The 24,766-nt window shown below is 60.5% G+C and carries 16 protein-coding genes; 4 read left to right on the top strand and 12 right to left on the bottom strand.

Going from position 1 to position 24,766, the window contains the following annotated elements:
* Positions 1–164: 164 nt before the first annotated feature.
* Together QZW03_RS13775 and galE are read left to right on the top strand one after the other, a co-directional pair.
* Entirely contained in the window at positions 165–1,577 is a 1,413-nt protein-coding gene (locus QZW03_RS13775; protein WP_296510582.1) for a glycerate kinase, read from the top strand.
* An 86-nt stretch (positions 1,578–1,663) separates the two neighbouring features.
* A complete protein-coding gene (gene galE, locus QZW03_RS13780; RefSeq protein WP_296510583.1) occupies positions 1,664–2,692 on the top strand; it encodes a UDP-glucose 4-epimerase GalE in 1,029 nt (342 codons plus the stop codon).
* Positions 2,693–2,722: 30 nt separating this feature from the next.
* On the opposite strand, the gene pelG is transcribed toward galE, so the two are convergent.
* The 8 genes from pelG to QZW03_RS13820 are packed head-to-tail and all read right to left on the bottom strand — an operon-like array spanning position 2,723 to position 15,470.
* Positions 2,723–4,096 (bottom strand): exopolysaccharide Pel transporter PelG, encoded by a 1,374-nt coding sequence (gene pelG, locus QZW03_RS13785; protein ID WP_296510584.1) that lies wholly within the window; start codon positions 4,094–4,096, stop codon positions 2,723–2,725.
* Positions 4,084–5,634 (bottom strand): GT4 family glycosyltransferase PelF, encoded by a 1,551-nt coding sequence (gene pelF / locus QZW03_RS13790; RefSeq protein WP_366481728.1) that lies wholly within the window; start codon positions 5,632–5,634, stop codon positions 4,084–4,086. Before pelF ends, pelG begins: the two co-directional genes overlap by 13 nt.
* A complete protein-coding gene (locus QZW03_RS13795) occupies positions 5,606–6,646 on the bottom strand; it encodes a hypothetical protein (RefSeq protein WP_296510585.1) in 1,041 nt (346 codons plus the stop codon). Before QZW03_RS13795 ends, pelF begins: the two co-directional genes overlap by 29 nt.
* 10 nt (positions 6,647–6,656) lie before the next feature.
* The gene (locus QZW03_RS13800; protein ID WP_296510586.1) at positions 6,657–8,012 is read right to left on the bottom strand and encodes a PelD GGDEF domain-containing protein; all 1,356 of its coding nucleotides are present in this window, start codon (positions 8,010–8,012) and stop codon (positions 6,657–6,659) included.
* Between the two features lie 7 nt (positions 8,013–8,019).
* On the bottom strand, positions 8,020–8,562 hold the full coding sequence (locus QZW03_RS13805; protein WP_296510587.1) for a penicillin-binding protein activator LpoB: 543 nt from the start codon (positions 8,560–8,562) through the stop codon (positions 8,020–8,022).
* A 14-nt stretch (positions 8,563–8,576) separates the two neighbouring features.
* A complete protein-coding gene (locus tag QZW03_RS13810) occupies positions 8,577–11,873 on the bottom strand; it encodes a tetratricopeptide repeat protein (RefSeq protein WP_296510588.1) in 3,297 nt (1,098 codons plus the stop codon).
* Positions 11,870–12,754: a hypothetical protein gene (locus tag QZW03_RS13815; RefSeq protein WP_296510589.1), complete on the bottom strand. Its 885-nt coding sequence runs from the start codon at positions 12,752–12,754 to the stop codon at positions 11,870–11,872. Before QZW03_RS13815 ends, QZW03_RS13810 begins: the two co-directional genes overlap by 4 nt.
* Positions 12,717–15,470, bottom strand: coding sequence for an endo alpha-1,4 polygalactosaminidase (locus QZW03_RS13820; protein ID WP_296510590.1), 2,754 nt, complete (start codon positions 15,468–15,470; stop codon positions 12,717–12,719). The genes QZW03_RS13815 and QZW03_RS13820 overlap by 38 nt, the downstream gene beginning before the upstream one ends.
* Positions 15,471–15,728: 258 nt before the next feature.
* On the opposite strand from QZW03_RS13820, the gene QZW03_RS13825 reads away from it, so the two are divergent.
* Both QZW03_RS13825 and QZW03_RS13830 read left to right on the top strand, forming a co-directional pair.
* Positions 15,729–16,379, top strand: a complete 651-nt coding sequence (locus tag QZW03_RS13825; RefSeq protein WP_296510591.1) for a Crp/Fnr family transcriptional regulator — start codon at positions 15,729–15,731, stop codon at positions 16,377–16,379.
* 86 nt (positions 16,380–16,465) lie between these two features.
* Positions 16,466–16,726: a hypothetical protein gene (locus QZW03_RS13830; protein ID WP_296510592.1), complete on the top strand. Its 261-nt coding sequence runs from the start codon at positions 16,466–16,468 to the stop codon at positions 16,724–16,726.
* A gap of 24 nt (positions 16,727–16,750) precedes the next feature.
* Here the strand turns inward: QZW03_RS13830 and QZW03_RS13835 are convergent, their stop codons facing one another.
* The 4 genes from QZW03_RS13835 to xdhA form a co-directional block, all read right to left on the bottom strand.
* Positions 16,751–16,987 (bottom strand): hypothetical protein, encoded by a 237-nt coding sequence (locus QZW03_RS13835; RefSeq protein WP_296510593.1) that lies wholly within the window; start codon positions 16,985–16,987, stop codon positions 16,751–16,753.
* Between the two features lie 22 nt (positions 16,988–17,009).
* A complete protein-coding gene (locus tag QZW03_RS13840) occupies positions 17,010–20,714 on the bottom strand; it encodes an EAL domain-containing protein (protein ID WP_296510594.1) in 3,705 nt (1,234 codons plus the stop codon).
* Positions 20,715–20,829: 115 nt separating this feature from the next.
* Entirely contained in the window at positions 20,830–23,202 is a 2,373-nt protein-coding gene (gene xdhB / locus QZW03_RS13845; RefSeq protein ID WP_296510595.1) for a xanthine dehydrogenase molybdopterin binding subunit, read from the bottom strand.
* The gene (gene xdhA, locus QZW03_RS13850) at positions 23,199–24,689 is read right to left on the bottom strand and encodes a xanthine dehydrogenase small subunit (RefSeq protein WP_296510596.1); all 1,491 of its coding nucleotides are present in this window, start codon (positions 24,687–24,689) and stop codon (positions 23,199–23,201) included. The genes xdhB and xdhA overlap by 4 nt, the downstream gene beginning before the upstream one ends.
* Positions 24,690–24,766 lie beyond the last annotated feature (77 nt).

Genomic DNA, 24,766 nt, shown 5'->3' on the forward strand with positions numbered 1-24,766 from the left:
CACCTTGAGAGGTGGCTCCTGTCGAGGCCGAATCCCACTGGCCGGCCGTATTGGCCACCAGAGGCGAGCACCACGTCGCCGCGCATCCCGGGCTGTGCTGTTGCGTAAAACGCCCCTGAATTCTGCCCCAATTGTTCTTGCCCCAACGACTTTTGCACCAAGCGATGACCATGCCAAGTACTGAAACTCACTCTTCAGCGCCTGCCCCCTCTCCAGCGCACTTCTCTGAACTCGCCCCCCGCGAGCTGCTAAGCCAGTTGTACTGGGCTGCAGTGCGCCAAGCACTGCCTGCGCACACGCTGGGCGCGTACCTGCCCGAGCCGCCCAAGGGGCGCACGCTGGTGCTGGGTGCAGGCAAAGCAGGTGGCGCCATGGCGCACGCGCTGGATGCGCTGTGGCCCCAAAACCTGCCGATGTCGGGGCTGGTGGTCACCCGCTATGGCCACACGCCACCGCTGCCCGCAGACGCAGCGCCCGCCCGCATCGAGGTGGTGGAGGCTGCCCACCCTGTGCCGGACGCCGCCGGCCTCGCCGCCGCGCAGCGCATTCTGGCGTTGACCGAAGGGCTCACCGAAGACGACCTGGTCATTTGCCTGATCTCCGGTGGCGGCTCTTCCTTGCTGACGCTGCCTGCGCAGTGGGAGGTGGATGGTGTGCAGGCCGGCATCAGCCTGGAGCTCAAGCAGCGTATCAACAAACTGCTGTTGGAGAGCGGCGCCAGTATTCAAGAGATGAACTGCGTGCGCAAGCACCTCTCCGCCATCAAAGGCGGGCGCCTGGCAGCGGCCTGCTACCCCGCCCGAGTGGTGACGCTGCTGATCAGCGATGTGCCCGGCGACGACCCCAGCGTGATCGCCAGTGGCCCCACGGTGCCTGACCCCACTACCTGTGCCGATGCGCTATCGATTTTGAAGCGACTCGCGCAATATTCATCGGGGCTAGAGGCCGATTTTGTCCTGAAAGCGCTGGAATCGGGCGTACTGGAAACGCCCAAGCCCGGTGATGCCGTGTTTGCCAACAACACCGTGCACCTGATTGCCACCCCCCAACAGTCGCTGGAGGCGGCGGCCGACGCGGCCCGCGCCATGGGGCTCCATGCCTACATCCTCAGCGATGAGCTCGAAGGCGAGTCCCGCGAAGTCGGCAAAGTGCATGCAGCCTTGGCCCGCACGGCGGCGCACCGCTCCGCATCCAGTCAGCAGCCGTTTGCCAAGCCATGTGTGATTTTGAGTGGCGGGGAAACCACCGTCACCATCCGCCCGCGCCGCGAAGGTGCTCCCCGTGGCCGGGGCGGGCGGGCCGGGGAGTTTTGCATGGGGCTGGCCCAGGGCCTGCAGGGCCAAGCCGGCGTGTGGGCATTGGCGGCTGACACCGATGGCATTGACGGCGTGGAAGACAACGCGGGAGCCATGGTCACCCCGGACACCCTGGCGCGCGCCGCTGCTGCTGGCGTGGCACTGGCCGACTGCCTGGACCGCAACGACGCCGTGGGCTTCTTCGAGCCGCTGGGCGACCTGTTCACCACCGGCCCTACCCACACCAATGTGAACGACTTCCGGGCTATGTTGGTGCTGTAGGCGCCGCCGAGTTGGGCGGTCGGGTCATCAAAGGCAGGTAAAGTTCAGGGGTTCACCACACTCGCGCGACGAGGGAGCCCCTAAAAATGACAACACCGACCACTATTTTGTTGACCGGCGGCGCCGGGTACATCGGCAGCCACACCTACGTAGCCTTGGTGGAGGCCGGATACCGCCCGCTGATTCTGGATGACTTTTCTAACAGCGACCCCGAGGTCTTGCAGCGTCTGCAGCAGATCACCGGGCGCGAAGTACTCTGCCACCGGGGTAATGCCCGCGATGCCGCGACCTTGGAGGCCCTGTTGACCGAGCACCAGGTGCAAGCCGTGATTCACTTTGCGGGCTTCAAAGCAGTGGGCGAGAGCGTGGCCCAGCCGCTCAAGTATTTCGAAAACAACCTGGGCAGCACCATTGCGCTGCTGCAGGCCATGGCCAAGACGGGTTGCCACAAACTGGTGTTTTCCAGCAGCGCTACGGTCTATGGCGACCCGGCCTCGGTGCCCATCACCGAGTCCTTTCCGCGCAGCCATACCAACCCCTATGGCCACACCAAGCTGGTCTGTGAGGACATGATCGCGGCGCAGTGTGCCGCACAGCCCGCGCTGCGCGCAGGTGTACTGCGCTACTTCAATCCGGTGGGCGCCCACCCCAGCGGGCTGATCGGTGAAGACCCCTCCGGTATTCCGAACAACCTGATGCCTTTTGTGACCCAGGTCGCAGTGGGCAAACGCGCCCGCTTGCAGGTCTTCGGCGGCGACTACGCCACACCGGACGGCACCGGCGTGCGCGACTACATCCACGTGCAAGACTTGGCCCAGGCCCATGTGGCCGCTGTGCGCAAACTACTCGCCGGAGGCGATTCGTTTACTGTCAATGTAGGCACCGGCCAGGGCTACAGTGTTCTCGATGTGGTGCGCGCTTTTGAGCAGGCCAGTGGCCAACCGGTGCCCTACGACGTAGTGGCCCGCCGCCCGGGCGATGTGGCGCAGTGCTATGCGGATGCGGCAATGGCCAAGGCCACGCTGGAGTGGGAGGCTGCGCAAAACCTCCAATCCATGTGCGAAGACTCTTGGCGTTGGCAGAGCCGCAATCCCGACGGCTACCGCAAGGCCTGAGGCGCGTGCCTTCCGGGCCCCGGGTGGGGCTTACTGGAGCATGAAGGTTTCATACTCCAAGCTCTCCAGCTTGCGGCTCAGTATCCAGATGCCGGTCAGCACGGTGACCAGCATCGCCAGAGCGAAACCATAGCCAAACCATGCGGCACCCAGGTGTAGGGTGATGCCGGTAAACACTGCGTTGCACAGGGGCAGCATGGCCGTCAGCAAGACCACCGCGCGGCGTTGGTCGAGGTAAAAGAGAATGTTCAAAATCCCCAGTAGCACGACCTGCAGGGCAGCGCCCACCACGTCAACGTACAGCAGCGGCAAATAGAGCGTTGAAATGCCCAGCGCCGGCAACACCACGCCGCCGGCCGCAAAGGTAGAGAGCACGGCAATGCCCTGAATTTTGGCAATATCAAACAAGCCCCGGCGCACGTGGTAGACCATGTGGTTGCGCATGCGCTCGATGTAGTCCAGGGTCGCACCTTCGCGAACAGCGTTGTAAAACTTGACGTAGTACTCCACGAAGTCGGTCTCAATACGCACCAGAAAAATAGCCATCCCCGGGATAACCGACAGGTAGGACAAAAAGATCGGGAAGTCGTAAATCACGGAGGCGTGCAGCGGCCCGATCACCTGCTGCCCGGTACCGGGGAAATACCAGAACATCAGCTTGTCAATCCACGCACCGAGGTTGAACAGGAATCCGGTGGCCATCAGGCTGGTGTACATGGCGCCGCGCTTCCAGATGTCAAAGGCCACAAAGCGGTCTGATTGGTAGTGCCGGTACACCAGGTAGACCATGCCCATCAGGAGCAGGTAGTGCCCGAGAACAAAGCCGAGCAACAGCCCCTCCAGACCCAGAGGTCCGCGCAGCAGCAAGGCGAGCCCCAAGGTCGCGCTGTAGCCCAGAAAAAACATGCCCACAATGGCGCGGTAATGCTTCAGCCCGGTGAGGAAAACGGTCGCAATCCAGATGGCCGACATGACCCCCAGGCCCATGACAAACAGCAAGCGGTAGAGCACCGATTGCTCGGGGAAAAAGAGCGCAACACAGGGCAAGGCCACCAGCATGCTGACCCCCATGACGACTAGGATCAGCCCGTTGAAATTGGGGAGTATGGCGGCCTCGTCTTTGGCAAAGGTGCGGTCGGCTACAAAGCGTGTGAACGACAGTTGAACCAGGCCGGTGCTGATCAGTGAGATCAGGAACAGGTAGGTCACGGTCACCTGAAACTGCGACACACTGACCCGGGGCGACGCCACCCCCGCACTCAAAAGGCCGATCAGCATGATGCCCACAATGGACAACACCCAAGGCCCGGAGCTGATGATCCCGGCGAAAGCATAGGCCTGTAGCAAACCTGCATAGGTTTGCTTTTTCAAGAGCTTGCGGAGTTCGAAACCTATGCCTGCCATGCGAAGTTCTTGTCGTAAAGGGACCGGTACCGGTCGAACATGATGTGCTGGGCGTAGTATTTTTCAACCCGCCGGATGCCTGACTCGCGGGCGCGTTGCCATTCGGCGGGATCACCCAGCAACTCCAGCGTGGCTTCCGCCATGGCCTGGGGGTCGGCAATCCGCACTACCCGCCCGGAGGCTCCCAAAGCCTCGTCGTCGCCCGGCAAGCCGTAAACGAGTTGGCGGCAAGAGCCCACATCGGTGCTCACGGTGGGCACGCCTGCGGCATAGCCCTCCAAAATGACCAGAGGAAGCGCCTCGCTGATAGAGGTGAGGACCACCAGACCGACTTGGGGAAGCAACTCGGTGAGCTTTTGGAAACCCAGAAACTTGACGGTGTTTTCGAGTCCGAGTTGGGCCACCAGATCGCGGCACTCTTGCGCGTATTCGGGCGACTCGTCCTCGGGGCCGGCAATCCAGGCTTCCACCCCGGGCATGCGGTTGGCAATGATGCGTGCCGCCCGGATATAGGTCTTGATGTCTTTGATCGGCACCACACGGCCAATCAGGCACAAAACTTGTGGCGGACCCTCCGGCCAGTCGCGGCGCAGGGCACCGAACTTTACAACGTCGATTCCGTTGGCAATGTTGGAGGTACGCTCTTGGGGTGCGCCGTCGAGCAACTGCCGTTGCCGGTTGGCCTCGTAGAGCGCCACGATATCGTTCGCCGCCTGGTACGTAACGTAGCCGAGGTGCTCGAAAAACCGGATCCACAACTGCCGGAAATAACTGACCCGTGAGGGGTCGTGCTCAAACACACTGCGGTTGTCTTTGATCCACTGCGCTTGGTAGAGGTCGATCTTGCGCTCTTTGACGTAGATGCCGTGCTCACTCAGCATAAAGGGGCGCTGGTTCCGGTGCTTCAGCAGGACACCCAGAATGCCGGCATACCCGGTGGAGACGGCGTGGTAGATACGCGCTTTAGGCGCACGAACCGCGACCTCGCGCAGCCCCCAGAAAGGCCGGTGGATGGTGCGCACGGTCCAGAAGTAGTCGACAAATGAGGGGTCGGTGCTGCGGCTGCGGTAGGTTTTTTTGATGTAGTTCCACGACTCCTCGCTGTAGAGGAACATGTCATGGCTGAGCATGCCGCCGGGGCCCGCTTCGTTCATCATGCTGGCGAAAAGGTGCGGGCACTCGGGGTGGCGCAGATCGTTCTCAAACATATGGTGCATGCGCTCCACCAGCTCCATGCTTTTGGCGGGGGCTTTGGCACGTACGATCGGCGGGGGAGCCTCTTCTTCGTAGAGGTAGGCAGTTTCCAGATGGACCAGATTGGGGGGCAATGCGTAGCGCATGGGCCCGTAGTCCTGTTTGCGGCTACCCAGAAAAATAGCGCCGAAGCGGATGTCGGGGAAACCCAGAATGATTTGCTGCACCCAGCTGGAGACCCCCCCGGACACAAACGGGAAAGTGCCCTCCAGGAGAAGCATGACGTCGACCTGATCTGCCTTTGGCAGCACGGGCTCAGATGTGGGGGAGGTAGTTGCGGTCACTGCGATGGGGGAAGTTGTCTCGTCCGGTCCAAATGTCTACAACGGCCCGGGTACGGGAGGCGACGTTGAGTTTCTCCAGGCGGAGCAGGGATTGTTTGACTTGGGTGAAGTCGCGCCGTTGGTAGGCGAGTTCGGCCACATAGGGCACGGCGGACACCAGTGGATGGCCCAGGGCTATCGCGTGTTCAATCGCGATCTGAGCGGGTGCATAGTCGCCGATGGCCAGCAAGATGCGGCCTTTGAGAAACAGCATGGCGGCATCCGGCTCAGGCTCCAGGGCGAGTGTGGCGTCGACGTACTGCAGCGTCTGGTGCAGGATGTGTTTTTTCAGCTCACCTTGGGCGAGCGAGGCGTAAATGAGCTCCCAGTGCAGCTCCGCCAAGTGCCGCAAGCACGTGTGTCGCTGCGCATCGCTTTCTGCCTGATCCAATTGGCGCCGTTCGCGCTGGATGTCTGCGTTGATCTTTTTTTCCTCGGCATCGAGCATGCCGAAGGCCACCAGACGCACGTCGTCGGATTGGTCACTCAGCAGCTCATCCAGGATGGGGTTGGCGACGCGGGTGGGAATCGACTGCAGCGTCATCAGCGATTGAAGCCGGATGGCGCTGGGCACATGGGCATTCAGGCGCGAGCGGATTGAGCCTTGACCGCTGCGGTTGACGTCTTTGGCTTGCATGTCAAATTCGGGGAGCGGTACTGTCACAGGCTCGGGCGGGGCATCGCCCAGCGACTCTTTCCGGAACGTCGTCCAGATGATGAGCAGCATCCCGACTGCGCCAATCAACGGCGCGACAAACGCAAAAAGAAACAAGAGCAACCACACGGCGACGCGGGGCCGCAGGTACTTGTGGGGCAGCAGCACATAACTGCCGGATGCCACGATGGCGCTGGCCAGTGCGTGCAGCGCCAGCATGGCCAGCAACGCTGGCAGGGTTGACTCATGCAGGAGCGGACTCAGGAACACGCCCACTTCAATGGCGATGGCCGCCCAGGCCCACTTCAGCGTGAACATACAGGCGCGCTCACGGTGCGAGTTGGGTGGTCAAGGCCTGGACCGGGTCTTCGAGGGCGAAGTCGATGGTGTGCAGGCGGACTTGAAGACTTTGGATGTTTCCATGAAACCGCTGTTGTAACCAGTCATCAATCCGTTGGATAAAACCCTCCATGGCCGAGTCCGAGGCAAACGGCATCAGCACGACCACCGCGGGCAGCCCGCGAATCTGCGTTTGCCAGTACAAATCCAGCCCCCGCTTGACACGTACAAACTCGGCTGTGATTTCGGGGCCGAGCGCTCCCTCAAAGGTCATGATCACTACATGACTTGACAGGCCCACCGAGTGATGAAGCCGATTCATGCGGACCAACTCCTCTGCAAACTGGGCCGGCATGCCCGTCAGCGCCTGTTGGACTTTGTGGGTATCCGGGCCGATCCGGACGTTGTCTGCGTAATAGGCCAGGATCACCGACATCATTTGCAGGTTCTCAACAGTCAGCGAGAAAAACGGGATGCGGGTCACCACCAGCACTCCCAATATGGTGTCGTTGCCGGCTACCAGCGGGGCCACTATCAAAGGGCTGTCGGGGTCAGAGGTACTAATGTCTTCGCCGGCGATGTGCACCAGAGCGCGCGTTTCCAGCGCCTTCTCAAACAACACATTGCCGGGCAGGAGGGGCAACGGGTCTCCAATTACGGCCAGAGCCGGGCCCAATTGAGGCGCCGTGTCCGGGTCCCTCACGGCATACAGTGTGGCGGATTCCAAGTTGACATATTGCGACAGCAACTGCAACAAGCTGTTGGCGGCCGGCATGGGCTCATCGTGCGGGGCAGGTTGCATGGCCATGCTGCGCAGGCGGGCAAGCGCATCGCGCAGTGAGCCCGGCCGGATCAGCATTTCCTGTTCAAGGCGATCGTGGGACAGGTTCAGCAGCAAATGCCGCTTGGTGAGTCGTGACAGCCGCTCGGTCACGTACAGGTAGGTTTCTTCCATGCGGGCATTGCGGTCCCGCCACACATCACTGAACTCTCCGCAGACCATGACCAGGACGCCGGCCCCGAAGAAAAACCGGAAGGCAAAGGCGTCTTCAACACGCCCTAAGGCGCTGGCCACCAGCCAATTGATGATCAGCGGAATACTGCTGAGCAAACCGGGGGAAACGCCGTAGCGCAGTGCGATCAGTACCGGTGCAAACCATAGCCAGGGGAAGTGGCTTTGAGAAAGCATGGGATCTTCCGCACTGATCCACCACCCCACGGCAATGCCGATCAGGGGGATAAGAATAACTTCGAGCCACTGGTCCCGAGCCATCACAGGATCGGGCGCCAGCCGATGGGCACTCACGAGTTTTCTGAACCAGCCGGTCGAAGAAGGCGCTCCCATAGACAACTTACTTGGCAGGTACTGCTGCGGGCAAAGGCAGGCTGGTCAGCGCATCGCGCATGACGGCCTGCGCCACACCGGACAGGGCTTGCCGGCTCCAGCCGCTGCTGGCGGCAGCGCTGCTCCAGACCACCTGTTCGGTGACCAGATCGGTAATTTTGAGGGTGATGCCGACTGCGGGCTCACCGTCTAAGCCCACCTTGTAGCGCCACTCTTCAACGCTCCCGCTCACCGCGTAGCGGACGCCTGAGCCCCGGGCCCACACGGTAGCTTCTTCAGAGAGTTTGCGCTCCGAGGGCTCAAACAAGCTGTCTCGCGACAGGGTGGCGGGATACATTTTGAGCCCGCTCACGCCACGCTTGCGCAACAGGTGCTCCAGCAAGGATTCAGCGCTCAGCGCTGCCTGGGGTGTATCGGTGTTGTTGGTCAGCGGAAGCACTGCCCAGGAGGCATTGGCATCCAGGCTGCCCCGACCGGTGTTGGATTCAATGGTGCTTGCGCAACCGGCCAAGGCCAGCGCAGCGGTAGACAGGAGTAAGTGAAATCTCATAATGTTGCTCTTGGTTAAAAGTAATTCCGGTATCGCACGGTTAAGGTTTTGCTGGGGCTGCTGCTGTTGGCCAAACCGCTACTGTGTTGAAGCTCTATGCGCATCAGGTCGCTACCGAGCAAAGAGCCGGCCACGCCGAATTGCGAGGTGTAGCCGTCGCCCGCCTGGGAGTCGTTGCGCACGCACATTTCCCCGAAGGGCCTCCAGCCGCGACTAAATCCGTTCTGTAAGCTTTGCCCGCCCAGGTTCTCGCCCATGCCCATGCACAGACCCCAGCTGGTGCTGCTTTCCGGTAGGAAGTAGTTGCTCGCGAGTACGGAGCCACTCGCGACAGCTTGCTGAAAGGCCGCGGGGTAGCGCAGCATTGCCGCCGCAGGAAGCGCGCTTGAGGGTTCGAAGATTTGGCGCTGCACCGTGGCCCGCAAGCGCCAGTCAGGGTAGTCCATTCGCAGGCGGTAGGCCATTTCCAGGTCTAGTGACTGTCCGTGCCCGAGTGACTCGCCGAACGAATCGTAAAACCGTTTGACCGCTGGAGTGGCCTGAACGCTGAAGCGCTTGTCCAGCGGGACACGCAAGCTGGAGCTGAGGCTGTCTTCCACGCCCACGACTTGCATGGCGGGACTCACTGCACTGGAAGCACCGATGTTCAGGTTGTTGGCCCATTGCCATCCGTGACTGAGCTGCAGTGTCTGTCCGAGTTGCAGGCCGCTCTGCAGCGCGAGCTCGCGGCGTTGCGTGAGGGCAAAACTCCCGGACTGCCATGGACTAGACCACTGAATTCCCAACCGTGTCAATTGGTCTTGGTCAGCGTCATTCACCAGGGTTTGTAGTGTCTCGTCGCCAGCGCTTTGCCGTGCCCGGCTCCATTCAGCGGTTGCCCGGTAGCCCGTCTGCAGGGGCCACTGGAGTGCAAGGCCAAGGCGGCTCTGGTGGAGCAAAGCGCTGCTTTCGCTGTTGATGGTGGTGTCAACAAAGGCCGCTTGGCCGCTGGCATGCTGGCGAAAGCGGTCGTACAAAGCTTCGTCATTCGGGCTGCGAACCATGCCGTCGAAAGCGGTGCTGATTGCCTGAGCGTGCAAATGTCTTGCCCGCTCCATGTCGTATCGGTTGTAAATCGGCAGGGTGTTGTCCCGAGACTGCAGCAAGGTGTCCATCTCGGCGATATCGCCGGTTTGCAACGCTACCTGTGCCCGACCCCACACCGGCGCCTGCTGTTGGAAGCGCCTGGCCATCCAAGTGCGCGCATTGGTGAACTGCTCACTGCTGATAGCCCACGCCAACACGAGCTCCGCAGCCTCAGTGTCGCTGGCATCGGCGGGTAGGGTCTTGAGCATTCCTACCCATTGGCGGACCTGCTTGAGTGCGGGGTCCCCCGGCCGGTTGAGCAAGGCAAGCCGTAGCATCGTCCGCCACTCCGCGCTCTGGTTCTCTCCGACTTTGGCAGCGTTCTCGCTCGGGAATTTTTCACGGAGGGTAAGCCAGGCATGGCGACGAACCCGTGCCGCCATACCGGCTTGTTGGTTGCGCTCCAGCGAGTCGGCATAGTTCAACAACAGAAAAGCGTCCTGGGGCGCTTTGGACAGACTGCGTTGGTACCAGTGCAAAGCCTCACGCTGCTGGCTCAGCGTCAGGTGGGCAGCCGCAAAGGCGGGCCAGTAATCAGCATCGTTTGAGCTTTTCTGGTAGTGCGACAGGACGTGGCTTAATTCTGCGGTTCTCCGTTGCTCTATCAAAAACCACAAGCTACTCAACCCTATGGCCTTGGACAGCGGGTCTATCGCCATGGCGCGGCGCAAATCAGTCCACGCATTCTCGGTCTGGCGCATGCCCTGTGCATAGCGAGCCCGCAAGAGAAGAAATTGGCTGGACTTCTCTGCTGCAGTGAGTGCAGGGCCTTGGAGCATGGCCATCGCTTCACCCATGCGGCGCCAATTGCCCATGCCGGCATACCGCTCCAGCGCCTGCACCAGCAGAGGAAATAAAGCAAAGCGCCGATAGCCCTCCATGGCCATGAGGGCCGCCTGTTCGGGTTCGGCAGGATCGATCAAGGACACCAGCCGCGACCAGTCGTCCCCGGTAGCCGAAGTACTTTTGACGTAGCTGCCATAGGCTGTGCGGGCGATATCGACCTGTTGCAAATCCCAGGCGACTTCGCCCATCAATCGCCAGAACTCGGATGCTTCCTGCGGCACGCGGGCCTGATTGCGCTGCATAAATGCAAGTGCCTCCGGTAGTCGATTGCTGCGCACATACAGCATGACCACATCCAGCGCCGCCGCCAGCGAAAACGTGTTGTTGGGGTTATCTAAAACCTGCAATTGAAGCTGCAGCGCGCGCGCGTCGTTGCCTTGATTTCCCGCCAGTCGCGCAGCGAATTCGAGCAGTTTCAGGTCACTATGCTGACGATATTGTTCTTCGAAGAACTGCGAACCCTCAGCAGGTTGTGCCGACTCCTCATAAAGTTTCAACACTTCAAGTGCTTCTGGTCCGCTGAGTGTGCGCCGCTTGGCCACCACAGCCCATGCATCGATGGGAACCTGGAGGTCCGCCATCTGCCACGCCAGCCGGGTGACTTGGGACAAGGTATCGGTATCCCGCGCCCCTTGCCGGAACAGAAAGGCCCACTGTTGCGCTGCGATCTGCGGCTGCTGGGTCCATTCGGCGACTCGTGCAAGACGAATTCGCCACTCGCGGTTCGAGGGCGAGCGCGTGACAGCAGCTTGTGCAATTTGCAGGGCCGGGGTCAGGTCGCCTGTACTCAGGAAGACGCTGTAGGCCAGAGCCATGTCGTCCGGATTCATATTGCGCAGCGGGGGCATCGAGGCCGGCTGATCCGCCCGTCGGGTCGGGCGCTCGGGAGTTTGCACAGGCGCTTGCGCCATGGCGGCCGGCACAGGCACGCGAGGGGTGGGTGCCGGGGGTGGCGAGTTGCTTGTGTCTCCTGTCGCCAGCGTGGGTGCAGCCGATGCGCCCACGGTCCAGTTGTTGCGGATCAATGCCTCCGGCCGCAGCACTGCGACGCGCAGCCGTGCGCCGGGAATTCCACCGCCCGAGAGGGCTTTGCGGGCCTCCTCGGTGTTATTCCAGAAACCCGCACGCAGCGTGAACTGGACACCACGTTTCTCAACCCGCAAAAAGGGCAGTTGACGGTACTGTTCGTACAGGGGCTGGAGGTCTTTGAGTTGCGTACTGCTGGCTATCTGCAAAGACTGATAGTCCTGCCCCGGGATGGGCGACTCTCGCGCCTCTTGCCCCGTGGCGGCGCCACACAGGGGGGCCCATATCAACACCCAGGCCTGATATCGGTTCACGGTTGAACTCCGTCGGTCTGGTACATCAGGGATTTGGCATAGGCATTGGCTTCAGCGGGGTTGCCGGCTGCCAATGCGATACGCGCGAGGTAGCGCAAGGTCGTGCGATCGTGGGCCAGTGACCCGATGTGGGTGCGGGCAGATGTCATGGCACTGTTGTAGAACCCGCCAGCCATTAAAGTGTCCACACCTGCCGCAAACAACACGCGTTGCTCAGCCAAGGTCTGGGTTTTGTCTTGCGCTAGAAAGTAGTACCGGGCAGCCTGCTCGTAGTTGCCAGTTGCCAACGCGTTGGCTGCATACGTTTTCAGGGCTTGGGCAACGTTGTCGATTTGAATTTTCTCGATAAATTTCAAGCCGAGATCTGGCCGGTCCAGCCGGAATGCCAGGTCAGCAAACTGTTGTGCCATGGGCTCCGACATTGTGTCGTCCAGTGCCGGGTTGATGAATGCCGACAAGCCTTCACGGAGGCTTGCAAGTTGAGCGTTGCTCCATTTTTTTTGCAAATGCGAGCTATACGCCTTCAGCAAAATTGTCCGTGCTGCGGTTCGCTGGCGCAGGTCCCCGTCGGCGGCGGTCGGAAGCAGCATCAACAGCAAGGTCGGGAGGTCTAGTTTTTCTTGTTGAACCCGTGCGAGAAGCAGCGCGACATCGAGGTTTCCCGCGCTCGCTTTGTACAGGTTCTGAATGTAGGACAAGGTGAGTTCATCGAGAGCTTCTTGCTCGTAAAGTTTGGCGACCAATTCTTTGCGTGGAAACACCACCACCAGCAAGGTGAGGACCATGAATCCGATCAACAGCAATTGCCAGCCTGTTGCGAGCTTCAGGCGGGGTATCTCGCCATCAATTCCGGCATAACGCTTCGAGCGAAGGGGCAGCATGTTCAGTCAGTTCAAAATGTGAAAGGGCACCGTCTTGCCGTTGGGGAGTGAGTTTTCTACCTCCGCTTCGAACCTCGCAGTGTTGGACGTTTTGCAGGGTGATTCGCAGTGGGGCATGACCACTCAAACCCCAGCGTGCGCTCTTGGCGCTGATGTCAGAAGTCGTCACCCTCGCATTGGCAGACACCAATAATGGGCGTTGATCCTGTCCATCGGCGTTGCTCACCCAGCTCACTGTGTCTGCAGACAAGTGGACGAACCGTTCTCCCGTACCGGTGGTGTGCCCTGCAATGCCTCGACTGGCCTCTAAGTTTGGGGTGGGCACTGAGGCAGGCAGCCGGAAGCTGCGCAGCGACTTGGCGCCACGAATCTGCCAACCGTCTGCGGTGCGGGCAATAGATAGATTTTGAAAATCTGCGACCTTGCGGGCATAGTCCGCAATATGGACAGGGGTCACCGGCTGGCCCATCGCGTATCGAAAAATCTTTTCTAAAGTCTGAATGCCGGCGCGCTTGGTGGCGAGATAGGTGTGGAAGTAAATGTTGATGGGCTTGAGCCGACGGGGTGACCCTGTGAGCTCAAAAGTCTCTATGACCCGTTCGAACTCGTAGTACGGGCCTTGCCAGTTATTGGTGTAAACATTTTCATTCTGGTTGGGGGCAAAGACTTGAAATCCCCCGTCGCGCTGCAGTCCCAGGCCTTCCATGTAGGTGACGCTGGGGTTGGACCGGGTCGCTACCGTATCTCCTCCGTTCATATTGACGAGGCCCGCCGCCGCCACGGCGCGTAGCGCCTCGCTGGTAGGTATGCAGTCCCCCGTCCATAAAAATACTTCCACTTTTTTACCGAGGGGCGCGAGGCGTCGTTCAATGTAAGCAATGGAGCCGTCTATTTCCCGTTTCACATTAAAGCGGTAGCCGGGAATTCGCAGGTTGTAACTGTCCACACCCTCTGCGCTGCTCGCCTTGTACCAAAAGAAGGGGTGGGAGTAACTGTGCGACGCGATGGCCACATGGGGTTCTGCAAAAATATCCCGGGCGACCTTCTCTGCCAGCCCGGACAGGCCCGGGTACAAACCATCTGGAGCCACTTCCGCCTCGATCACCGAGATGGTCATAGGTATCGGGTACTGGCGCACGATACGGTCCCGCACTACCTCGCCGGCGATAGGAAAGCCGGGTGTCTCTGAACGGCTGATGAAACCGTCGCCATCCATATGCACCATGAGCATGCGTTTGCCGGTCTCGGTGGTGGTGTCCGGGACGGGCATGTCCGGCAGTTGAAGCGCCTGACTCAGGAAATCAAAAGGATTGACGACCCAGCGGCTTCCGAGGTCTCCCGGCAACACCGAGGTAACAAATGGGGGGCTCACATAGCCGCCCCACGGGGTGATCGCTGCGGCCATTTGCGTCTGCGCGCCTTGGGCAAGGGTCAAGAGCGGCTGCGCGTCTTTGACGGCAAGCCCGACGAAGCTGTCCAGCGCTGGCGTAGGGCTTCGCTCAAACCCCATGATTCCACTTTGCTGGGTCACGGTGATAGGCGCGATCGCACCGGATGTCGGGGTGATCGAGATGCCGAGGCTGCTGCGCAAGCCGTTATCCAAAAGTGAGGCGGGCATGTTGAGCCAGGCGACCGGCACGGAGTCTCGGACCTGTTTCTGGAGCCAGTTCGAAAGGTTTTGCGCCTGGCCGGGAGTGCCAGCGGTGTTTTGCCAGATGGCAATGCCTGCATACCTGCCTTTGAGCGGGTAGGCCGGAAGCCGGCTGGCGTCCACGAACTCAGGCACGTACCCCAGGTAGTTCAGGGGGAGTGACAACATCCGCACTGGATCAAGGTAGCGCAATGCAGCTTCGTTGGTAGGCGTGCTATGAACCACAAGAACCTTGCGGGGCATGGCTTCCACATTCCCCACGCCGACGCTCATCAGATCCGGCGTCGTTACCCACGGGATGTAGCCCAGCGCTTTGATTTTGTCGGCGGTGCTGCGTGCCAGGGCCCGTTCATGGGCCGGAACATAGTCGATTGCAAGTACCGGTAGTTTGTAGGTGTCTTTGACGATATCGAGCTGGCCGAGGAGCCATTGACGATCAGCTTCCGGCACGATTCTGAAGTTACTTTTTCCTGCGTCGTACCCTTGAAACACGGATTCCGCAGCGACCATGCTGACGTGCTGGTGGGTTTTCCCCAGAATTTCAAAACCACGATTGAAAATCAGCCGCGCCTCGGGGTACTGCCGCTTGACTTCGCGCACGAGCTCCACCAAACCTGCCTCTTGGGCGGCACGGGCTTTCGGCGTTTTGGCAAAGAGGTGGTAGGAGTCCAATGTGTCAAAAAAGAAGCTCCGGTAGCCGGCCACCCACAGCGGCTTGATGACGCGGTCGGAAAAAAATGCTGGCCACATTGCTTGGGACTGGTCAATCAAGCGACTGCCCCAGTCTTTGTTTTCACCATTGAGCCAGCCCGTTGGAATGGCTCCGGCATAGGGGCGGGAAGGTTGTACTTCGCCGACGGACACATAAGCCGCCAATTCTCGGGGGCCGGACGCCACTGTGCGGGGGGACGGCACGTGGCCGGGATCCACCACGACCGTGTCAAACGATCGCAGGAGCTCCCAAGGCGGCGAGGCCCCGTAATACAGCGCGACGGATGGCACTGCAGCTTGGGCATAGGCGGCACAGGTACATACCGCGAGTACAAAGGCAAAAATTTTTTTCATTTGTGATGGAGGTCCGGATTCCCCGCAGGCCGTCCGGCCGACCCGACGCGGTGCGCTCTGAGGCGATCCGTCGCAAGTTGACAAGCTGATGTGTGACGCGCGCAATCTTACGTGTCGTTACATCTGGCTTTTTGTCGCCGGCCCTTCAAAAACCGGGTTTTTTTCACGTTGTGGCGATTTATTTTGCGCACCGGGCAGTCACTTCTCTTGATCTGTCTCAAAGTGAACGGCGTTGCGGGCGGGCACTATCAAGCCATCATGTCCATCCCCTCCCACTCTGTTGTTCCATTTCCTGCGACCGCCAACCCGGAGCGCTTCGCGGCGGGCAGCCTGCTCATGCGCCGTGGCGATGAGACCACCAATGCGTGGTTTCTGGAGAGTGGCTCGGTGCTCAGCGGCATCACCGGAGACATCGGCAACCGCGATGAACTCCTGGAGCACCAGCTGGGACAAATGGACGGACCGTGTTGGCTGAATCCGACGGCGGCGGTACTGTCCTTGCCGGCAGTCATGGACGTGGTGGCCTTGACCCCCGTGTCGGTGCGCAAACTCCCTCTCGCAGAGTTTCAGGCCGGCCTAGTGGCTAACCGGCAGCTTTGCGGCGCGGTGCTGCAAGGTGTTGCCCACGCCCACCGGGAACAGACCGAGTTGGCCGTGAGTCGTTTGGCCAAAGGGGCCGAAGCGCGCTGTGCTGAGTGGTTGTTGCAACATGCGGAATCCACCGACAAGGGGGAGTGCGCGGTGCAGCTGCAGCAGCGCAAACGCCTGATTGCCGCGCAACTGGGCATTGCGCCGGAAACGCTCTCCCGGGTGTTTCGCCACCTGCGGGAGCGCAAGCTGATCAATGGCTCGGGCCGCACGGTGAATCTCGTGGATCCCGGCGGTTTGCGGTCCTTGGCCGGGGTGTAGGCGTCGCTTACATGTCGCAGCATTTTTGCACGGGTGCGGCTGCGCATAGTTGCTACATTGCAGCAGTCTCACCTACCGATGCTTTTATGCACAAACTGCTCAAGCTGTGGATTTTTCTCTTAACCCTGAGTATCTGGCCCGTCGCCACCGTGATCTTCCTGGTCGCCGTGGCATGGTCGGCCCCGGGCAGTGAGGGATGGCAACTCTGGCTATTGCCGAGTGGCATGGGCATCGCCATGTGGGGCGGAGCCCGGGCATTGGGCGAGGGCGGAGTCCGCTGGCCGGCATTCCTGGTCGCTCATTTGCCGCGTGAAGCGTGGTTAGTCTGGGCCCGCTTTGGCGGGTGAAGAGCAGGCCCAAAGCTTTCGCGCTCAGTTCTTGAGCGCTTTCAACACGTTTTCAGCCGTAGCCGGTGCCGTGAGCTGCACCGTGGCTCCCGGGCCCTTGGCCTGGGCGACTGCAGCAATGGCACGGAAGGTGTCCGCTATCTCGCAGGCCAGCCGTTGGCTGAGCATGCCGCCGAGAAGCCTGCGCAGCAGGCTTTGGCCACGAGCCCATAGTTGTTGCCCTACTGCAGAGCTGATGCCATGACTCTCAATGGGGAGCATGTTTTATTGCTCCGTGGAATAGTCAAGAAAGGCTAGAAATGGACTTAGATGCCAAGTGCTCGATCGGTTCCGGCTTGTGCAAATAAAACCCTTGCGCAAAGTCAATCCCTAAAGCTTGCACACGTTGCAACACAGCGTCGCGGTCCACGTACTCGGCAACAGTCTTTACGCCCACTACGTGTGCCACATCCACAAAGCACCTAACAGCCGCATCATCCAAAGGGTCGTCCACCAGGTCCTTAATGAACTGGCCATCAATCTTGAGATAGTCCACTTTCAGTGTTTTGAGGTAGCCGAACGACGATGCACCCGCACCGAAGTCATCCAACGAGATACGCACCCCCAACGCCCGCACTTGTTCAATGAACAAAGCGGCATCTGCCATATTGGTAACCGCTGCGGTTTCTGTAATTTCAAAACACAAGCGCTGGCAAATGCCGGGTGCAAGGGCACTCAACTTTTCAATCACTTGCCGATGGAAAGCCCTGTCACCGACAGATTGGCCCGAAAAATTGACACTCAGGGTTTGTACATTGGCTTGGTCTGCATATTGCTCCAGCCAAGCTGTCGCATTGCGTAGCACCCATCGGTCAATGCGTGAAATCAAATTAAACCGCTCCGCCGCAGGAATGAAGGCTGCCGGGCTAATGATGCTGCCATCTTGGTCGACCATGCGCAGCAACACCTCTGCGTGCGTGCCGTGGTCACTATCGGCCAAAGGTGTAATGCGCTGGGCATACAGGACAAACCTGTCTTCATCCAATGCGTGTTCGATACGCGTGGTCCACTGCATTTCACCGTGCCGCTCGCGCAAGGCTTGGTCCGTGTCAAACCAGGTGTGCACACGGTTTCGGCCAGCCTCTTTGGCGGCATAACACGAGGTGTCTGCTGCTTGCATCACGGCCGCAACGGTGGCCAACGCATTGGTCACAGCGACCAGGCCGATACTGGTTCCGATACGGAAGCGCCGTCCATCGTGCAAAAACCGGAACTCCTCCATGCGGTCGCAAATCTGTTGCGCCACGCGCAGTGCCTGCTCGCTGGTGCAATGGTCCAACAGTATGCCGAACTCATCGCCCCCTAGCCGCGCAAGGGTGTCACGCGAGCGTACCGACTCACCCAGCAGTTTGCTGACCTGTTGCAGCAGTTGGTCGCCCGCCGAATGACCACAGGCGTCATTGACCAGCTTGAACTGGTCCAAGTCGATGAACATCAATGCGTGCTGGCTTCCGTCTTCGTGGGATAGCTGCAGAAGTCGGCGAAGGCGCACCTCAAACTCAGCGCGGTTGAATAAGCCCGTAAGCTCATCATGGGTCGCGCGAAATGTCATTTCACCCGACATGCGACGCTGCTCAGTCACGTCATGGAACACCAATACAACGCCCAGCACTTCTCCGGTCTCCGACCGGATGGGCGCTGCTGAATCTTCGATGCCGAACTCTGCGCCATGCCGAGAAATCAGCAAGGTGTGGTTTGCCAAGCCCACGATCTTGCCTTGCTTAAGACACGTATCCACCGGGTTCTCAGTGGGCAAGCGGGTCTGCTCGTTGACGATGTGAAACACTTGGGCGAGCGGACGGCCGATGGCTTCAGCGCTAGACCAGCCGGTCATGCGCTCTGCCACCGGGTTCAACCAGGTGACGCAGCCTACTGAGTCGGTGGTGATGACCGAGTCGCCAATGGACTGCATGGTCACCCGCAGCAACTCATTTTGTTGTGCCAGCGCTGCTTCTGCGTGGCGCTGCTCGGTGACATCCCAATTGACACCTACCATACGCACGGCCTGGCCTGAGGCATCACGCTCAACCTTGGCTGCCGATCGAATGAAATGAACGCTTCCGTCGCTCCAGACCACGCGAAACTCCGGCTGAAAGTCGCTCAAGCCATCAATGGCATCCTGCATAGCGGCCTCGGCTCTCGGTTTGTCGTCCGGGTGCAGGTGTTTGGCCCACAGTTCATAGGCGCCAGTTGCGTCGGTAGGCGGTAGGCCGTACAACTGGTACATCTCTTCACTCCAGATCAAAGATCCGTCAACCAGGTTGTAGTCCCAAACACCAATGCCACCCGCTTGTGTGGCGAGTTGGAGCCGATTGCGGATTTCGCTTAGCTTCTGCCGTTGCAGGTAAGTTGCGGTAATGTCCTGAAAGGCACCCACGATGCGTCGGGGCGCGTTATTCGCAAACTCCACATGCCCCACGGCACGTGCCCAAAGGCGTTTGCCGGTTGCAGTAATGAGTGGTAGCTCAAGGTCCCAGCCTTTTCCCGAAGACATGGCCACCTGCACCGCTTTTTCAATGACCGGGCGCGCATCTGGCGCATAGAAATTAATGGCTTCGCTCAAAACAGGCTGATACCCGGTTTCCACCTCGTGAATTCGGCAAGTCTCGTCGGACCAAACCACGGTGCCGGCAAGAATATCCACCTCCCAGCCGCCCACGCCGGCCAAGCGCCCGGTTTGGTTCAAAAACTCCTGGCTTTTGCGAAGCTCTTCGCTCTGGCGCTTGCGCGCTGTGATGTCAACGCGGATAGAAACATAACGTTCAATGGCGCCGTCCGCACCCCGCAGTGGCGCGATGGTGCTGTCAACCCAATACAGCTCGCCGTTTTTTGCGCGATTGCATATTTCGCCCCGCCAAGACTCACCGAGCTTTAAGGCGCGCCACATGGCTCCAAAAAAAGCAGAAGGTTGGGTGCCGGAATTGATGATGCTGTGGTTCTTGCCGATCAGTTCTTCCCGGCTGTAGCCACTGATAGCCACGAACGCATCGTTGACCTCGGTGATTGCCCCGTCAAGATCCGTAAAAGACACGATACTGTGCTTCAAAATAATCGAAAGCAAAGACTCGTTGACGTGCTTGGCCGCAGATTTCTCGGTGATGTCTTCCACAGTACCCACGTACCCGGTGCACACACCTTGCGCATCCACGGTCTGTTGGGCGGTGCTGTGCACCATACGCAAAGAAGCGCCGGGCTGGTGCAAGCGAAACTCCATGGCGAAGGTTTGGCCTGACTCAGCACCCGCTTGCCATTGGGCAAAAACAGCTTGTTTGTCTTCGGGGTGAATGCTGGCGGTCCAGCCGGTGCCAAGGCTTTGTGCCTCAGTTAGACCATAAATGGCTTGCCATCTGGCATTGGTATACACACAGGCCCCACTCGCATCGGTGGCATAGATACCCAAAGGTGACGCTTCACTGAGCGCACGAAACCTTGCTTCGCTCAGCCCTCGATCTAATGCGACCTGGCGGGACTCTAGGGCCAGTACTGCTGCACGCGCCAAATTGCCTAACACCTCACGTTGCATGGGACTCAGCCCGCCCGGTTCACGCCCAATGACGCACAAGGTTCCCATACGTGCGCCATTGCTGAGCGTCAATGGCGCCCCCGCATAAAAGCGAATGTTCGGGTCGCCGACTACCAGGGGATTGTCTGCAAACCGCAGGTCTGCCAGCGTGTCTTGCACCTCAAAAATGCCGTCCCCCAAAATGGTGTGGGCACAGAACGCAGCATCGCGCGGCGTCTGGGTTGCGGTGCCCAGACCGTAGTTGGACTTAAACCATTGCCGGTCAGAATCCACCAAGCTCATGAGGGATATGGGCATGCCGCAGACTTGCGCGGCAGCACGGGTCAAGCAGTCAAACTGCTCCTCCGCTTGGGTATCCAAGATACCCAATTGGCGCAGCGATTCAAGACGCTGCTGCTCATTGACTGGTATCTGCGCTGGTTGCATGCGAAAGCCTCTTGGTGTCTCGGTGTTCGCATGATCATAGCCAGAATCCCAATATTCGCGATGGGATCATTCCCCTGCACTTGGGTGGGTAGGGCCCGTGCTTCAAAATGAAACTTCAGTCTTCGAGAGCGCGCAGCACATTTTCTGCCGTAGCCGGTGCCGTGAGCTGCACGGTGGCGCCCGCGCCCTTGGCCTGAGCCACCGCATCGCGTAGGGCTTCGAACACGCTGATGCCGAGCATGAAGGGCGGCTCGCCCACGGCTTTGCTGCCGAACACGTTGTCCTCCACATTGGGCTCGTGCCAGAGGTCCACCTTGAAGTGCTCGGGCACATCCGCCGCGGTGGGGATTTTGTAGGTGCTGGGCGCGTGGGTGCTGAGGTAACCCTTGTCGTTCCAAACCAGTTGCTCGGTGGTGAGCCAGCCCATGCCCTGCACAAAGGCGCCTTCAATTTGCCCCACGTCGATAGCGGGGTTGATGCTGCGGCCCACGTCGTGGAGGATGTCTACTTTGAGTACACGGCTCTCGCCGGTCAGGGTGTCGATCACCACTTCGGTGCACGCTGCACCATAAGCGAAGTAGTAGAAGGGCCGGCCCGTCAGCGTCGTCTTGTCGTAATGGATTTTGGGCGTGCGGTAAAAGCCGTCGCTCCAGAGCTGGATGCGGTTGGCATAGGCCATTTTCACCACGTCGTCGAAGCTGCGGGTGGTGCTGGGCGAGAACACTTCGCCATGCTTGAAGCGCACTGCGCCTGCGCCACAGCCATCGAGCCCCGCCACAAAGGCGGCCAAGTTGTCGCGCACATTGCGGGCGGCAAACTGGGCGGCGCGGCCGTTGAGGTCGGTGCCCGCGCTGGCGGCGGTGGCCGATGCATTGGGCACCTTGCTGGTGTCGCTGGCGGTGCTGAGCACCCGGCTAAACGGCACACCCAATTCGTCCGCCACGATCTGGGCGACCTTGGTGTTCAGGCCCTGGCCCATCTCGGCGCCACCATGGTTCACCTGCACGCTTCCGTCGGTGTACACATGCACCAGCGCACCGGCTTGGTTGAACAGCGTGGCCGTGAAGCTGATGCCGAACTTGACCGGCGTGATGGCGATGCCGCGCTTGAGCACCGGGCTGGTCTGGTTCCATGCCGAAATGGCCTCTACCCGTCGCCGGTATTGCGCAGACAGCTCTAATTTTGATAGCAGGGGTTGGAGGATGTTGTCCTCTACCGTCATCTGGTAGTGGGTGGTGTCGCGGCGATTCGCAGTGCCGGGAATAGTCTCGTCGCTGTACAGGTTGCGCATGCGCACATCCAGCGGGTCCATCTGCAGGGCCCGGGCGATGTCGCCCATCACCGCTTCAATCAGCACCACGCCCTGCGGGCCGCCGAAGCCACGGAAGGCGGTGTGGCTCTGGGTGTTGGTTTTGCAGCGGTAGGAAATGATGTCCACATCCTGCAGGTAGTAGGCGTTGTCGGTATGGAAGATGGCGCGGTCCGCCACCGGGCCGGACAGGTCGGCGCTGAAGCCGCAGTTCACGGCCATTTGCAGTTTCAGGGCGGTCAGGCGGCCGGTATCGTCAAAGCCCGCGCTGTATTCATACGCAAAGGGGTGGCGCTTGCCGGTGACCATGAAGTCGTCGTCCCGGTCCAGCCGCAGCTTTACGGCGCAGCGGTTCTTGGCCGCTGCAATGGTCGCCCACACAGCCAGATGGCCGGCTTGCGTTTCCTTGCCGCCGAAGCCGCCGCCCATGCGCCGGCACTCCACCTTCACCGAGTGGTTGTCGATACCCAGCGCGTGGCTCACCCAGTGCTGCACTTCGCCGGGGTGCTGGGTGCTGCTGTAAACCAGCCACTGGTTTTGCTCTTGCGGCAGCACATAGGCAATCTGGCCTTCCAGATAAAAGTGCTCCTGCCCGCCCACCTCTAAAGTGCCGTGCAGGGTATGGGGTGCGCTTTTCAGGGCCGCATCCGCATCACCGCGCCGCACATTGACCGGTGGCAGCACAAAGCTCTTTTGCCGGATGGACTCGTGCACCGACAGGATGGCCGGCAAGGGCTCGATGTGCAGTTGCACTTTGCGGGCGGCGTGCCGCGCCTGCATCACCGTTTTGGCAAGCACCACGCCCACCACCTGGCCGACGAACTGCACCGTGTCCAGGGCAAACACCGGCTCGTCCCCCGCAAAGGCGGCCAGCATGGGGTCGCCGGGAATGTCGTCGGCCAGCACCACATCCACCACGCCGGGCATGGCGCGGGCGGCTGTGCTGTCCACGCCCAGCAGCTTGCCGTGCGCGTGGGTGGAGAGAATGGGCGCGGCATACAACGTGCCGCGCACCTCGGGCAGGTCGTCGATGTAGTGCACCGCACCGGCCACTTGGGCTACGGCGCTTTCATGGAACTGGTTGACGCCTGCGGCCGGGCCGCGGGCTTGGGGCGCGGCTTCCAACACCGTGGGCGAGAGGGTGGGCGCCAAAGAGGGCAGGGTGGATGGGGTGCTCATGCGGTTTCTCCTTGGAGCACAAAGCTTTCCAGATTAATGGCCGTGAGGCCCTGGCTCTCCAGCCAGTAGCGCTGCAACAGGTTGCCGAGCACTTCGGTACGGTAGGCGCTGCTGGCGCGCATGTCGGAAATCGGGCTGAACTCGCCTCGCAATGTGGCTTGGGCGGTTTTCACCGTGGCGGCGCTCCACACTTGGCCCAGCAAGGCCGCCTGGGTTTTAACGGCCCGTACCGGTGTGGCGGCCACACCGCCCACCCCGATGCTGGCGTGGGTGACGATGCCGCTCTCAATATGCAGGTTCAGCGCGAGACAGACGGCGGAAATGTCATCTTCAAAGCGCTTGGAAATTTTGTAGACACGTGACCGCTCATGGGGCAGGGCCTTGGGCACCTTGATCCAGGCCAGCACTTCGTCGCGCGCCATGACGTTCTGGCGGTAGCCGGTGTAGAGGTCTTCCAGGGGCAGTTCGCGATGCACGGCTTTAGCCTTGCTGCCTTTGCCGCGCCAGGCCATCAGCACCACGCTGGTACCCAGCGCAATCAGCAGGGGCATGGAGTCGCCAATCGGCGAGCCGTTGGCCACGTTACCGCCCAGAGTGCCTGCATTGCGCACCGGCAGTCCGGCAAAGCGGCTGGCAAAAGTGGCCAACTGCGGCCGGTCCGCCACCAGGGCAGCAAACGCGTCGGTCAGGGTGACGGCGGCGCCGATGGCCATGTGGTGCGGGTACTGCTCCACGCGCCGCAGCTCGGCGACTTGAGTCACATCGAGCACGCGGGGAAAGTCTTTGTGCATCTTGGTGACCCACAGGCCCACATCGGTGCAGCCCGCGACGATTTGCGCCTTAGGGTGCTGCGCCCGCGCTGCCAGCAGTTCGGGTAGGCTGCGGGGCAAAATATAAGCAGAATCGGCCTCTAGCCCTCGTATTTGTTGCGCGAGTAGCTCTAATTTTGATAGCGTTTGCGCCTCGTCAGAGGGCAGGGCGGGCTGGCCGAGCATGGTCTGGGCGGCGTCCAGAATCGGGCGGTAACCGGTGCAGCGGCACAAGTTGCCGCTCAGGGCGTGCAGCGCGTCGTCCCGGGTGATGGGTTGGCCGGCATGGGCATGGTGGCGGTACAGGTCAAACAAGCTCATCACAAAGCCGGGGGTGCAAAAGCCGCATTGCGAGCCGTGGCACTGCACCATGGCTTCCTGGGCGGGGTGCAAGCGCCCGTCGTCAGCGGCAATGTCTTCTACCGTCCACAAGGCCCGGCCGTTCAGGCTGTGGGCCATCTTGATGCAGCTGTTCACGGCCTTGGTGTGCAGTTCGCCGTCGACCGATTCGCCCACGACCACGGTGCAGGCCCCGCAGTCCCCTTCGTTACAGCCCTCTTTGGTGCCGGTGCAGTGCAGGTCGTCGCGCAGCACTTCCAGCAGGGTGCGGGTGGGGGGAACGTCGTGCAGCGTGACGATTTCGCCGCGGCGTACAAACTTCAGTGGAGTGGTGGTCATGGGTGTTTCCTCGTGCGGGAGGGTAATCCGGCTGTTGTTCCGTTTCCATACGCATTAGCATATGGGTCCAATTGAAC

It is taken from the genome of Rhodoferax sp. (assembly GCF_013297935.1).
Lineage (GTDB): Bacteria > Pseudomonadota > Gammaproteobacteria > Burkholderiales > Burkholderiaceae_C > Allorhodoferax.